This is a genomic window from Halomonas sp. LMYGS-3, assembly GCF_059509875.1.
In genome coordinates this window covers 43,380-55,825 of record NZ_JCAKFQ010000017.1, presented here as the reverse complement: position 1 = coordinate 55,825, position 12,446 = coordinate 43,380, and the positions used below count along the sequence as shown (strand labels likewise).

At 68.9% G+C, this 12,446-nt stretch carries 13 protein-coding genes; 7 read left to right on the top strand and 6 right to left on the bottom strand.

Features of this window, described 5'->3' with window-relative positions; all coding sequences use genetic code 11:
- Positions 1-71 precede the first annotated feature (71 nt).
- Positions 72-686 carry a cell wall hydrolase gene (locus AC5W54_RS15385; RefSeq protein ID WP_495962966.1) on the top strand — a complete coding sequence of 205 codons (615 nt, stop codon included), beginning with the start codon at positions 72-74 and terminating at the stop codon, positions 684-686.
- Between the two features lie 64 nt (positions 687-750).
- On the opposite strand, the gene AC5W54_RS15380 is transcribed toward AC5W54_RS15385, so the two are convergent.
- On the bottom strand, positions 751-1,707 hold the full coding sequence (locus AC5W54_RS15380; protein ID WP_495962965.1) for a zinc metalloprotease HtpX: 957 nt from the start codon (positions 1,705-1,707) through the stop codon (positions 751-753).
- 335 nt (positions 1,708-2,042) lie between these two features.
- Between AC5W54_RS15380 and AC5W54_RS15375 the strand changes: the two genes are divergently transcribed.
- Both AC5W54_RS15375 and AC5W54_RS15370 read left to right on the top strand, forming a co-directional pair.
- On the top strand, positions 2,043-2,984 hold the full coding sequence (locus AC5W54_RS15375) for a pirin family protein (protein WP_495962964.1): 942 nt from the start codon (positions 2,043-2,045) through the stop codon (positions 2,982-2,984).
- Between the two features lie 3 nt (positions 2,985-2,987).
- Complete coding sequence (locus tag AC5W54_RS15370) at positions 2,988-3,377, top strand: thiol-disulfide oxidoreductase DCC family protein (protein WP_495962963.1); 390 nt, start codon at positions 2,988-2,990, stop codon at positions 3,375-3,377.
- Between the two features lie 26 nt (positions 3,378-3,403).
- Here AC5W54_RS15370 and fabF read toward each other — a convergent pair whose 3' ends face one another.
- The 4 genes from fabF to AC5W54_RS15350 all read right to left on the bottom strand — a co-directional run bounded on the left by fabF (position 3,404) and on the right by AC5W54_RS15350 (position 7,862).
- The gene (fabF, locus tag AC5W54_RS15365; RefSeq protein WP_495962962.1) at positions 3,404-4,669 is read right to left on the bottom strand and encodes a beta-ketoacyl-ACP synthase II; all 1,266 of its coding nucleotides are present in this window, start codon (positions 4,667-4,669) and stop codon (positions 3,404-3,406) included.
- 275 nt (positions 4,670-4,944) lie between these two features.
- Entirely contained in the window at positions 4,945-5,394 is a 450-nt protein-coding gene (locus tag AC5W54_RS15360; RefSeq protein ID WP_495962961.1) for a GNAT family N-acetyltransferase, read from the bottom strand.
- A 58-nt stretch (positions 5,395-5,452) separates the two neighbouring features.
- Complete coding sequence (locus AC5W54_RS15355) at positions 5,453-7,198, bottom strand: M14 family metallopeptidase (RefSeq protein ID WP_495962960.1); 1,746 nt, start codon at positions 7,196-7,198, stop codon at positions 5,453-5,455.
- Positions 7,199-7,262: 64 nt separating this feature from the next.
- Entirely contained in the window at positions 7,263-7,862 is a 600-nt protein-coding gene (locus AC5W54_RS15350) for an NADPH-dependent FMN reductase (protein WP_495962959.1), read from the bottom strand.
- Positions 7,863-8,035: 173 nt separating this feature from the next.
- Between AC5W54_RS15350 and AC5W54_RS15345 the strand changes: the two genes are divergently transcribed.
- The 4 genes from AC5W54_RS15345 to gloA all read left to right on the top strand — a co-directional run bounded on the left by AC5W54_RS15345 (position 8,036) and on the right by gloA (position 11,209).
- Positions 8,036-8,473: a nucleoside deaminase gene (locus AC5W54_RS15345; RefSeq protein WP_495962958.1), complete on the top strand. Its 438-nt coding sequence runs from the start codon at positions 8,036-8,038 to the stop codon at positions 8,471-8,473.
- Positions 8,449-9,387, top strand: a complete 939-nt coding sequence (locus tag AC5W54_RS15340) for a hypothetical protein (protein ID WP_495962957.1) — start codon at positions 8,449-8,451, stop codon at positions 9,385-9,387. Before AC5W54_RS15345 ends, AC5W54_RS15340 begins: the two co-directional genes overlap by 25 nt.
- 15 nt (positions 9,388-9,402) lie before the next feature.
- Complete coding sequence (locus AC5W54_RS15335) at positions 9,403-10,518, top strand: CapA family protein (RefSeq protein WP_495962956.1); 1,116 nt, start codon at positions 9,403-9,405, stop codon at positions 10,516-10,518.
- A gap of 157 nt (positions 10,519-10,675) precedes the next feature.
- Positions 10,676-11,209, top strand: a complete 534-nt coding sequence (gloA, locus tag AC5W54_RS15330; protein ID WP_495962955.1) for a lactoylglutathione lyase — start codon at positions 10,676-10,678, stop codon at positions 11,207-11,209.
- A gap of 91 nt (positions 11,210-11,300) precedes the next feature.
- On the opposite strand, the gene AC5W54_RS15325 is transcribed toward gloA, so the two are convergent.
- The gene (locus AC5W54_RS15325; protein ID WP_495962954.1) at positions 11,301-12,407 is read right to left on the bottom strand and encodes a histone deacetylase family protein; all 1,107 of its coding nucleotides are present in this window, start codon (positions 12,405-12,407) and stop codon (positions 11,301-11,303) included.
- Positions 12,408-12,446 lie beyond the last annotated feature (39 nt).

Below are 12,446 nucleotides of genomic sequence, written 5' to 3'. Positions count from 1 at the left end.
CAGGCCCGTCGGACGTGACGTGTGGGGGCCGGTTCATCCGAGAGGTGCTGCCAATGCGCCGGAGATGGGGAGTGGCCTGCATTGCCGTGATCCTGCTCGTGGCCCAGGGAGCCGTGGTGGCCCGGGAGGGGATACGGGAAGAGCGCGCGGAAGCCGCCACGAGCAAGGCGGAAGAGCTCGAGCAGGCCGCCTCGCCGGAGGGCGACGAGGTGGCGCCTCCCCCCGCCGAGGCCATCACGAGGCCCGAGGTGCAGGCGGTCGATCCGACGGGTGATGCCCCTCTGGACGAGGCGATCACCTGCCTGTCACGCACCATCTACTGGGAGGCCAAGGGAGAGGAGACCGCCGACATGGAGGCCGTCGCCAATGTCGTCATGAATCGGCTGGGCCACGAGGGCTTTCCCGATACGATCTGCGAGGTCGTCACTCAGGGGTCCGAGCAGGGGGCCTGTCAGTTCTCGTGGTGGTGCGATGGCCGTCCGGATCACGTGGTGGAGGAGGACCGCTACGAGATCGCCAGGGAAGTCGCCCGACAGGCCCTGAACCAGCAGCTGCCGGACCGCACCGCTGGGGCACTCTACTTCCATCAGCGGGAAATATGGCCCTCCTGGGCCGCGGAGTACCTCAAGACGGTCGAGGTCGGCGAGTTCGTCTTCTACAAGCCGTATAGCGGAGCGGCGCAATAGGGCACGCCTGTTGCTTCCGAATCGGCTTCACCCCATCGCCCCGGCGTTGCCATCCCAGGTCGCATCACCGTCGCCATATCCAGTAGCGCCCACCCATCGGGCCGGGGCGCTCGTTGATGATCGGCTGTTCATCGGCGGGAAGCTGGATGATCGGATGGGGCAGGCGCGGGTGCTCCCCGATTTCCAGCAGCCGGCGGATGCGCTCGCTGGTCGGCGGGTGGGTGCGTAGCCAGTCGAGCCAGGCGGGGTTGTTGCGGCCGTATATCGCCGTCAGCCAACTGCCGTGGTAGCGCTCCAGGATGTCCAGGGCCGAGGCGAGGCCGTGAGGGTCGCCGGTGAGGGCGGCAGCTTCCAGGTCGGCGGTGTATTCGCGGTTGCGCGAGAGCGCGAGCTGGAGCAGGGTGCTGAGGGTCGGGGCCAGTGCCACCAGCAGCAGCGGCAGCCAGGGGAAGGCCAGCTCCCCCGCCATGACCAGCGGCAGCATCAGCAGCAGGCTGACCTGCACCACGGTCGTGATCCAGAGGGTGAGGCGGGTCATGGCGGCCGCCAGCGACATCACCCGGGTGTCGTCGTGTTGCAGATGGCTCACCTCGTGGGCGAGCACGCCGGCCAGCTGGCGCAGGTCGAGCGTCCTGAGCAGGCCGTCGGTGATGGCGATGCCGCCGTCGCGGCGGGTGCCGACGGCGAAGGCGTTGAGGTCGCGCGTCGGGGAGTAGTAGAGCTGGGGCGCCATCTCCAGTCCGGCGCGTAGATAGAGGACATCGAGGACTCGGTAGAGTTGCGGGGCATGATGACGGCGCAGCAGGCCGGCGTTGGCGCTGGCCAGGATCATCCGCGCCGGCATCCAGCTGCTGAGATATACGGCCACCATCACCGCCACGAAGCCCATGATCACGCCGGCGGTACCGGCGAGGAAGTAGCCCGGCACGGACATGACCAGTGCCAGGCTGGCCATGATCAGCAGGGTCTGCAGGCCATTCTTGAGGCGGCTGCGCCAGAGCTGTTGCGGTCTGAGTGGCATGATGATCTCTCTTTGCCGGCCACGATGATGGGTGTCGAGTCGTTCCCGATTGCCCCACGATATCCATATTTCTGGGCGGCGGCATCGCTTCCGGTGTCCGATCCAGGCGTCGCCTTGCCGTGTCGTGGGCTCGGCGGCGACATCCTTCGACGGGGCACCGTCCTGACCGAGGGGGCCAACCACGAGAACCGGGCCATCGCCCTGGCGTGGTGGGAACGGCATCGCCACCTCTGGGAGCCCTGACCCGCTGCCTGGGGCGGGAGAGTAGGCCGGTACCGCCGGCCTCGGCTACGCTCAAGTCGTTCCCCTCGACTCACCGGAGAAGGAGTGCCCCCATGAGCACCCTCATCAACGATCGCGACCTGGCCTCCTCCAGGGACTGCCCGGTCATCGATGGCAAGCGCCAGGTGCAGCATGTCGCGCCGCGTACCGCCGACGTCGGCGGCATTCCTGTCAATCGGCTGCTGCCCTCGCGGCAGCGCCGTCTGGTGGGCGCCTGGTGCTTCCTCGACCATGCCGGCCCCGCGGTCTTCAAGGGCGATACCTCGGGGCTGCGCGTAGGTCCCCACCCTCATATCGGCCTGCAGACCTTCACCTGGATGATCGAGGGGGAGGTGCTGCATCGTGACAGCCTCGGCCATGAGCAGGTGATCCGTCCCGGTCAGGTCAACCTGATGACGGCGGGGCGGGGCATCAGTCATACCGAGGAGTCGGTGCCCGGCGAGACCCAACTGCATGCGGCCCAGCTGTGGATCGCCCTGCCGGCGGCCGACCGCCACACCGATCCACGCTTCGACCACTACCCGACACTGCCCCGTTGGCAGGAAAAGGGGGTCGAGCTGACCCTGCTCACCGGCGAGTTCGCCGGCCGGCGGGCCCCGACGCTCGCCTTCTCGCCGCTGGTGGGCCTGGAACTGACCGGCCGGGAGGCATCCACCCTGCAACTGCCGCTGGATGAGGCGTTCGAGTATGGCCTGTTGCCCCTCGAGGGCGAACTCGAGATCGAGGGCGACCGCTTCGCGCCCAACGAGCTGGCCTACCTGGGACGTGGCCGCACCGGCGTCGAGCTGGCACTGCCCGCGGGGGGGCGGATCATCCTGATCGGTGGCGAACCGCTGGACGAGGAGATCCTGATCTGGTGGAACTTCGTCGGCCACAGCAAGGCGGAGATCGCCGAGGCGCAGCGCGACTGGGAGGCGGGCCGCGAGCGCTTCGGCAAGATTCCACGGTTCGCTGGCGAGCGGCTCATGCCGCCGCCGCTGCCCTGGAAGGTCTAGACCGTGAGCGCTACCGGATCCCAATATGACTGGCCTCGCCTCAAGGTCTACTACGACGCCGTCTGTCCCATCTGCCGACGGGATCGGGCGCGCTACGAGCGTTGGGCCGGTGACGCGGCACGCTCGGTGGAGTGGGTCGACGTCACCGCCAACGAGGCTACCCTGCGGGCCGCCGGGGTCGACCCCAGCGAGGCGCTGCTGTCGCTCCACGTGGAAGACCATCGGGGACGGGTCGTGCAGGGCATCGATGCCTACATCCTGCTGATGCGACGGGTGCCCCGACTCCGGCCCTTGGCCTGGGTGATCGGCTTGCCGGGCCTCAAGCAGGTACTGGCGTGGGCCTACCGACGCTGGGTGCGATGGCGGCTCGCCCGGGAAGGGCGGCTCCCGTGACCGGGGCCGCCCTTCCCGGGGCGGCCCTATAGCTTGCTGACGATCAGGGCGGCGTTCACCCCGCCGAAGCCGAAGCCGTTGCACAGGACGTGCCGGGTGACCTGGTCGCGCGCGGTCCCGGGCACGAAGTCCAGGTCCTGCATGTCGTCGTCGGCGTTTTCCAGGTTCAGGGTCGGGGGGAGGCGATCATGCATCACCGCCAGGCCCGAGAAGAGGCTCTCGATCCCGCCGGCGGCACCCAGCAGATGGCCGGTGGCCGACTTGGTGGAGGAGATCGGGATACCCGCGAGCCTGTCTCCGAACACGCTCCGGAGCGAGGCGACCTCGGCGCGATCGCCCACCGGCGTCGAGGTGGCATGGGCATTGATGTAGCCGATCTCCTCGGGCGACAGCTGCGCCATGCGCAGGGCGGCGCGGATGGCCGCGGCGGCGCCGGCACCGTCTTCCGGTCCGGCGGTGATGTGGTAGGCGTCGGCGCTGGTGCCGTACCCGCTGAGGATCGCGAGCGGCGTTGCACCACGCGCCTCGGCGTGGGCCAGGGTCTCGATCACCAGCAGACCCGCGCCCTCGCCGATCACGAAGCCGTTGCGTGCCCGATCGAAGGGCCGCGAGGCGCGGGTGGGCTCATCCCGTTCGGTGGAGAGTGCCTTCAGCGCATGGAAGCCGGCCAGCGAGAGCGGGTCGACACAAGCCTCGGCGCCGCCCACCAGGGCGACATCGGCCTCGCCGCTGCGCAACAGGCGCATGCCGTCGCCGATGGCCTGGAGGCCCGCCGCGCACGCCGTGACCGGGCAGCCCAGCGGCCCCCGGAAGCCGTACCGGATGGAGAGGTTGCCCGCCGCCATGTTGGCCAGGAAGGCCGGCACGGTGAAGGGGGAGAGGCGCCGGTAGCCGCGCTGCACCAGGGTGTCCTGCGCCTGGGTGATGGTGGGAAGGCCGCCGATTCCCGTGCCCACGATGGTCGCAGTGGCCTGCTGTCCGGCCTCGTCCTCGGGGAACCAGCCGGCCTGGGTCAGCGCCTGCTGGGCGGCGGCCAGGGCGTAGAGGCTGAACAGCTCCAGCTTGCGGCGCTCCTTGCTGTCGGCGACCCGGTCGAGGTCGAAGCCGGCCTCGGTGTCGTCGCCGATCGTGGGGACCAGCCCCGCGATCTTGATCGGCAGGTCGCCGGTGTCGAAGCGCGTGATCGGGCCGATGCCCGAATGCCCCTCGAGCAGGCGGTGCCATGCTGTCTTGACGCCGCATCCGAGGGGACTGATCATGCCCATGCCCGTGATGACGATCGGTGATTCCATGGTGTCTCCTGAAGGTCAAGGGTCGCGGCCAACCTAGCATCGGGCGGCATATGAACACCCTGGAGGAAAGTCGCGCGGCGCGGCTGGTCAAGGGGGCCCCTGTCAGTGAAGCACCTGACCGCCCTGGTGGCCAATTACTGGAACCTCCAGGAGCTGGAACGCAAGCACGAGCCGAGGCCGGAAGCGGTGCTGTTCAATGAGACAGACAATGACAACGCCGAGATAAGGGCCCTGTTCGAGGCCTCGTCACCGGGCGTTCAGGATGCGCCCCCTCGTCACCCGCGGATCTCGGCGATGACCTCGCCGGTCTCCTCGCTGAGCCCCGTCTCCTCGAAGCCGAGGCTGGCGTAGAAGTCCCGGGCGATCTGGTTGGTGGGCACATAGCAGATCGCGATCCGTTCGAAGGGGCCCTGTGCCCTGATCTCGTCCAGCACGCACTGCATGGCCCTGTGCCCGATGCCTCTTCCCTGATGGTGTCGGTCGACCATGAGACGGAAGATGTTGTAGGCAGGCGGCCGGTCGTCGTGGTCGAAGGATTCGTACATGAGAAAGCCGACCACTTCCCCATCGCAATAGATGGCGCGAGGCCGATAGGTCGGATGGAAGCTCGATTCGGCAATGGAGTACAGATTGTCGGCGACATAGTCACGCTGCGATGTCGCCACCTCCAGCGCGATGACGGCCTCGAAGTTCTCGCGGGTGACGTCCTTCAGTGCTATGTCCATCGTATGCTCCTCCCGTTGGGGGCATCACCCGCCGCATGGGCGGAGGCGTCGCGGCCGCTCAGCAGGGGCCCGGGGCACCGGACTTCCCCGGGATCGCGATCGTGCGGGTCACCTCACCCAACCGAGGGCTATGGACCTCCACCCGCACCTCGCCTTCGCCCTCGATCACCCAGCGCGCCCGCGCCTGGTGGCTGTTGCCGCGCGAGCGCTGGAACCAGGGCATATGGGCGGTGTCGCCCAGCCCGCGCCCCCAGCCGTCCAGGTGCCCCAGCACCTGGCGGGCCAGGCCGGGGTCATGCAGCCGGCAACCCGAGGCGCTGGCCCTGGCCTCCACGCCGCCATTCCAGGGCCGTTCGCGGGCGGCCTGTACCCCGTGACTGGGCAGGTAGCCGTGGTTGGCGACCGTCACCTCGAGCTCCCGGTAGCCGTCGCCCAGCGGCGTGCAGCGCACGGCCGCGATCGCCAGCCGCGGCATGAGGGAGGCGACCTGCAGCCAGTAGACGGTGAGACTGTCGCAGATCGCTGGCAGGATCTCCGGCGGTGGGTTCCAGATGCCGATGCAGGCATCCAGCCCGCCCACCTCCACCGGGCCGAGCTGGGAATGCTCCAGGGGCTGCCAGGCGTGGAACAGGCGTTGCCGGTTGTTGATGCGGTCCCACTCGGCCAGCCGCTCCATCTCGTCGCGGTCGAAGGCCGTGTAGTGGTCGATGAAGCGCTCGGGCCGGGGGCGGCCGAGCCGGTGGAAGAGGTCCCAGAGCTCGCAGACCTGTGCCACGCAGCCCCGTTGATGGTAGGCGAAGTCGGTGAGGTCGCCGTGCAGCGGGGTGTCCGGCTCGTAGGTGAACTCCTCGAAGCCGCTGACGGTGGGGTAGCCGACCAGCGACTGCCCCCAGGCGGCCAGTTGCCGGTAGAGCGCGAGGTCGTGCTGGTCCATGCAATTGTCATGGGCATCGGCGAGCGGTCGGATGAACACGCCGCCGAAGGTGTGCAGGTTCAGCCAGGCGTAGAGGTTCGGGTGGGCGAGGGCGAAATCGATGACGGCACGGGGCTCGGGTTCGGCGCCGGGGTAGTGGCCGGCACCGAGTTGGTCGGGTTCCGGCCGCCAGCCCCACGGGAAGTCGCGGTTGAAGTCCGGCGTATCGCGCAGCGCGTCGGGCTCGGGAATCGTCACGCCATCCCAGGGCTCGATCACGCCCTCGGGATAGAGTCGCCAGTAGGGGGGCGGATCCTCCACCCGGCGCGGCAGCATCAGGCCGGGGTGGTCGGGCGACTCGACGAAGTCGCCGGCCTCGTCGTGGCGGCGCAGGTAGCGGCAGCGGCCGTCGCCGTCCAGGTCGCGGGCGCGCCAGTGGGGGGCCACGGGATTGCCGGGCAGTCGCCTCGGGGCGGAGCGCACGAAGCCACCCTGCCGGAGCACCTGCTCGGCGCCGTCCGGCGAGATCCGCGGGCAGACGTAGAACAGCACCTCGCGGAGGAACTGGCGCTGGTGTTCGGGCCAACCGCCGGGCAGGCGCTCGGGCGCGAGGTGCAGCGCCAGGGCTGCCTCGGCCACGGCCAGGGCGACACTGGACCCGGCCAGTTCGGTCCCGTGCATGTTGCCATCCACCCAGACGCCGGGGCGCCAGCGCTCCGGCTCCGGGCCGATGGTCAGCACCCAGATGTCGCGTCCCTCAGGCGTGGTGCCGATGCTCTCCAGGTGGACCAGTTGCGGGTAGCTCTGCGCCCACTCCTCGAGCTGTCGCGTCAACGCCTCGTGGGACAGGTAGCGATGACGAAACGGGCCATCGAGTGCGTCCTGCGCCATGCCGGGGTCTCCACTTGCCTTGCTCCGCTGTCAGTATGGTTCACCCTGCGGAAGGTCGCGGGCCTTAGCCTCCGAGCCTGTCCAGCGTCGCGATCAGCCGGCCGCAGATGGCATCCAGCTTCTGCTGCTGGCCGTCGTTGGCCAGGCTGCCGTCGTCATCGAAGGCTTCCTTGGCCTTGGCCACGGCGAGCTGGTCCGGCAGCACCGTCACGCCGATATTGCTCAGCAACTGGCGGATCAGCGCCAGGCTGCGGATGCCACCGAGCCCGCCGGGGGAGGCGGAGACCACCGCGGCGATCCGGCCCTGGAACAGTTTGAGCCCGCTGTCGCCTTCATGGGGGCGGGTGAGCCAGTCGATGGTGTTCTTGAGCAGCGGGGTGATGAAGCCGTTGTACTCCGGCGAGGCGATCAGCAGCCCCTGGTGCTCGGCCAGCAGCCGGCGCAGCGCCAGGGCGTTCTCGGGCAGGCCGCTCTCGGCCTCCAGGTCGCCGTCGTAGAGCGGCATCGGGTAATCGCGCAGGTCGATGAAGGTGGGCTCGCCGCCCAGCGCCTCGATGCGGTCGGCGGCCAAGCGGGCCAGCTGCTTGTTGAAGGAGTCTTCCCGGGCGCTGCCGGCAAAGACCAGGATGGGAGGCGTGCGGTCGGTCATGTCTTCGGGCTCCATGGCAAGCTTGTCTCCTGTTCACGCTCGTCCCTAGCCAGGGTGGCCGTAATGGGGCTCGGGCGCCAGGTATCGCCCCCGCTCGATGACGACGGGCGGCGAGGCCTGGTGCCGGTGGCGCGAGGCGTATCGGGCGGCGTATTCTGAAGGAAACTGACACGACAGGAAATCGGAGCATGGATACCTACATGCGGGCCGCCCTGGAGGAGGCCCGCCAGGGGCTCGTCGAGGGCGGTATTCCCATCGGCTCGGTGCTGGTACACCAGGGCGTGATCATCGGCCGGGGACGCAACCGGCGGGTACAGCTGGGCAGCGCGGTGCTGCACGGCGAGATGGATGCGCTCGACAATGCCGGGCGCCAGCCGGCGTCGATCTATCGCGAGAGCACCCTCTACACCACGCTCTCGCCCTGTCCGATGTGCAGCGGGGCGATACTGCTCTACGGCATCCCCAGGGTGGTGATCGGCGAGAACCGCACCTTCCTTGGCGAGGAGGCGTTGCTGCGTGCCCGCGGCGTCGAGGTGGAAGTGCTCCAGGCACCCGAGTGCATCGCGTTGATGGCGGGCTTCATCCAGGAGTCGCCGGCGCTATGGAACGAGGATATCGGCGAATAACCCCGGTCCGGGCGGATCGCCTCCCCTGGCCGGTGTGGCTGCTGCTCGGGGCGTGGCTGGCCTGGCTGCTGCCGGCCCCGGTCATGGCCCAGGATGACTGGCTGCGCGATAGCTGGCGGGAGGTGATTGCCGGCTCCCCCTTCGATGAGCCCCTGCAGGTCGAGTCGGAAGCGCGCAGTTACTCGGTGAGCGGTAGCGTCCACGCCCGGGTCCATCAGCCCTTCGAGCGTCTCGCCGACGAGCTCTCCTCGCCCGCCGCCTGGTGCGAGATCCTCTTCCTGCATCTCAACGTCAAGGGGTGCCTTCTCGGGCCGGGGGGGAGCGCCGCGGGCACTGACCTGGCGCTCTTCGTGGGGCGCCAGGACCAGGTCGACCCGGCGGATGCCGAGCGCCTCGACCTGCGGTGGCGGGTCGTGACGCGCCAGCCGCGCTACCTGGATGTGGCGCTGGAGGGAGACGACGGACCCTACGGGACGCGCGCCTTTCACCTGCAGCTGCGGGCGGTGCCCGATGACGAGAACCACAGCCTGGTCCAGCTGCGCTATTCGTTGGTCTTCGGCATGCGGGCGCGGCTCGCCCTGCGTGGCTACTTCGCCTTCGGTGGGCGGGATCGGGTGGGGTTCACGCTGGAAGAAGGGGGCGCAGATGGTCAGCCTAGCCATGTGGGCGGCACCCGGGGCATGATCGAGCGTAACGTCATGCGCTTCTACCTGGCGCTGGAAGCACATCTCGATACCCGTGCGTTGCCCGAGGCCGAACGCTTCGAGGCCAGCCTGCGGCGCTGGTTCGACCTGACGATGCGCTACCCCCGCCAGCTCTTCGAGATCGATCGCGAGACCTATCTCGACCAGAAGCGGCGCGCGCACCAACGCCAGTCGATCTTGTCCAGGGGAGAGGCGCAGAGGATCCGATAACGGAGGCATGCACCGATGCGTCACGCAGCGACCGCCACGACGCTGTGGCTGACCGGGGATGTGATGACCGGGCGCGGCATCGACCAGATACTGCCTCACCCCGGCGACCCGCAACTCTTCGAGTCGTACATGACGTCGGCCATCGACTACGTCCGGCTGGCCGAACGCGCGACCGGTCCCATCCCCCGGCCCGTGGATTTCCCTTACATCTGGGGGGATGCCCTGGAGGAGCTGGAGCGCCTGGCGCCGGACCTGCGGCTGATCAACCTGGAGACGGCGGTCACCACCAGCGACGATGCCCAGCCCAAGGGCATCAACTACCGCATGCACCCGGCCAACCTGCCCGTGCTCGGTGCCGCCGGGGTGGAGGGCTGCGTGCTGGCCAACAACCATGTGCTCGACTGGGGGCCGGCTGGCCTGGTCGAGACCCTGGAAGTGCTCGAAGGCGCCGGATTGCGCACCGTGGGGGCCGGGCGCAGCCGCGCAGAGGCGCTGGCACCGGTGTCCTTCGATGTGCCGGGTGGTCGAGTATGGCTGCTGGCCCTGGGGGCACCCAGCAGCGGTATCCCCAGGGCCTGGGCGGCCACCGACGAGCGGCCCGGCATCCACCTGTTGCCCGAGCCCCCGCCCGAGGCCGTCGGTGCCATTGCGGCCGAGATCGCCAGGCGTCGGAAGCCGAAGGACCTCGCCGTGGTCTCGTTGCACTGGGGCGGCAACTGGGGGTATGCGATCCCCGAAGAACACCGCGACTTCGCCCACCGGCTCGTCGACGAGGCCGGCGCCGATCTCGTCTGGGGACACTCCTCGCATCATCCGCTGGGCATCGAGGTGTATCGCGGCAAGCTGATCCTCTACGGCTGCGGCGACCTGATCAACGACTATGAAGGCATCTCCGGGCACGAGGGCTTCCGCAGTGACCTGGTGCTGCTCTACTTGCCGACCCTGGGGCTGGCCGATGGCCGTCTGGCGCGGCTGGTCCTGGTACCCCTGCGGCTGCGTCACTTTCGCCTGGAGCGGGCGACGCCCGACGAGGCGCAGTGGCTGTGCCGGATGCTGCATCGGGAAGGGCGGCGGTTCGGCACCGGGGTACGACTCGACAGGCACGGGCGGCTGGTCCTCGAGTGGCGTTGATATCCCGGTGGCGAGGGGGAGACCCTGGCGCCGGGCCCGCCGTTCATGGCAGCCTTTCTCGATCCCCGCCGGGGAGCCCTTCACCGGGGCCCTGGGCCAGTACGGGCACCTGGCCTGGCGGGGTGCCCGCGCACTGTGCAGCGAAAAGGAGATCAAGATGAGCTTTCAGGGTGAGCAGTATCCCGGCGTGCAGGCAGCGACCCACGATTCCGAGGGCTTTCGCCTCAACCACACCATGCTGCGGATCAAGGAGCCGGAGAGGGCGCTGGCCTTCTATACGCGGGTGTTCGGCCTGCGCGTGCTGCGCCGGCTGGACTTCGAGGAGATGCAGTTCTCGCTCTATTTCCTGGCCCGGCCGGAAGCCGGCGAGAGCGTGCCCGAAGCGACCGGCGAGCGCACCGTGTGGACCTTCGGCCAGCGCGGCGTGCTGGAGCTGACCCACAACTGGGGCACCGAGGAGCAGGCGGACTTCGCCTACCATGACGGCAACGCCGAGCCCCAGGGCTTCGGCCATATCTGCTTCTCGGTACCCGATCTCGAGGCGGCCGAGGCGTGGTTCGACGCCAACGACGTCGAGTTCGTCAAGCGTGCCGACCAGGGCAAGATGAAGAACGTCACCTTCGTCAAGGACCGCGATGGCTACTGGATCGAGGTGGTCCAGGCCGACCGACTCGCCGCCCTGGGCGACTGACTCCGCCTGCCCGAGCCCGGCATCGTGATCCGAGAATACGATTTCGTGCCACCGGCGAGACTGGCCGGCCCCGTTCCCTGCGTTCGCCGGGTCAGTCCGGGGGTGGCCCGACGAAGGCACCGCGGTGAAAGCCCGCCGCCGCCTCGACCTCGGCGATGCCCCGCTGGCCGGGTTCCGGCGGCTCGTCGCCGGCCAGCACCTGAAGCACCGACCTGACACCGCGTGACAGCGAGATCAGGTTGTAGCCGCCCTCCAGCACGAAGACCAGGCGTCCCTGGCAGTGCCGGCGGGCCAGGGTCTTGAGGATGCCGGTCATGGCGGCGAAGCCGTCATAGGAGACCTCCAGAGCCAGGTCATGGCTGTGCGGATCGAAACCGGTCGAGACCAGGATCAGGTCGGGCTGGAACCACTCGGCCGCCGGTACCAGGATCTCGCGAAAGGCCTTGAGGTAGGCGGCGTCGCCGGCGTCGGCGGGGAGGGGAACATTGACGTTGGTGCCATCCCCCAGGCCCATGCCGATCTCCTCGAGGCTCCCCGTGCCGGGATAGAAGGGGGCGGCGCGGTGCAGGTCGAAGAACAGCACATGCGGGTCGGCCCAGAAGATATCCTGGGTGCCGTTGCCGTGGTGGGCATCCCAGTCGACGATCATCACTCGCCTACAGCCGAGTGCCGTGCGGGCATGAGCGGCGGCCACCGCCACGTTGTTGAACAGGCAGAAGCCGCGGGCGCGCACCGGCTCGGCGTGGTGGCCGGGGGGTCTCACCAGCGCGAAACTGCTCTCGGCTCTTCCCTCGACGACGGCCTCGACGGCGGCGATCGCCGTGCCGGCGGCCACCTCGGCGGCGTCGACGCTACCGGGCGACACGGCCGTGGTGTCCACATCCAGCCAGGCGCTCTGGCCGCGAAGCTCGAAGACATGGTCCAGGTAGGAACTGGTGTGCACGCGCCCCAGCTGCTCCCGCGTCGCCGCCTTGCCCGACTCGAAGGTCACGCCGGGAACCGGCTCGAGTTCCAGCAGATGCCGGATGGCGGTGAGCCTGGCGGGGTGTTCCGGATACTTCCAGGGGACGCCCAGCCCCGACAACAGCGAGCGGATACGATCGTCCATGCGACCCGGCAGGAAAGGCACTTCGATATCTGGCTCATGGGCCAGCATCCGCTCGTCATAGAAGACAATCACGCTGTTCTCGTCGGCCACAATGCAAGCTCCATGGGTGTGCAGCAAAAAGGCGATTCA

Bases quoted from the DNA above. Each gene is read 5' to 3' on its own strand.
- AC5W54_RS15380 (WP_495962965.1), bottom strand. From the start codon at position 1,707: ATGCCACTCAGACCGCAACAGCTCTGGCGCAGCCGCCTCAAGAATGGC.
- gloA (WP_495962955.1), top strand. From the start codon at position 10,676: ATGAGCTTTCAGGGTGAGCAGTATCCCGGCGTGCAGGCAGCGACCCAC.
- AC5W54_RS15355 (WP_495962960.1), bottom strand. From the start codon at position 7,198: ATGGCGCAGGACGCACTCGATGGCCCGTTTCGTCATCGCTACCTGTCC.
- AC5W54_RS15345 (WP_495962958.1), top strand. From the start codon at position 8,036: ATGGATACCTACATGCGGGCCGCCCTGGAGGAGGCCCGCCAGGGGCTC.
- fabF (WP_495962962.1), bottom strand. From the start codon at position 4,669: ATGGAATCACCGATCGTCATCACGGGCATGGGCATGATCAGTCCCCTC.
- AC5W54_RS15375 (WP_495962964.1), top strand. From the start codon at position 2,043: ATGAGCACCCTCATCAACGATCGCGACCTGGCCTCCTCCAGGGACTGC.
- AC5W54_RS15340 (WP_495962957.1), top strand. From the start codon at position 8,449: ATGGAACGAGGATATCGGCGAATAACCCCGGTCCGGGCGGATCGCCTC.
- AC5W54_RS15335 (WP_495962956.1), top strand. From the start codon at position 9,403: ATGCGTCACGCAGCGACCGCCACGACGCTGTGGCTGACCGGGGATGTG.
- AC5W54_RS15350 (WP_495962959.1), bottom strand. From the start codon at position 7,862: ATGGAGCCCGAAGACATGACCGACCGCACGCCTCCCATCCTGGTCTTT.
- AC5W54_RS15360 (WP_495962961.1), bottom strand. From the start codon at position 5,394: ATGGACATAGCACTGAAGGACGTCACCCGCGAGAACTTCGAGGCCGTC.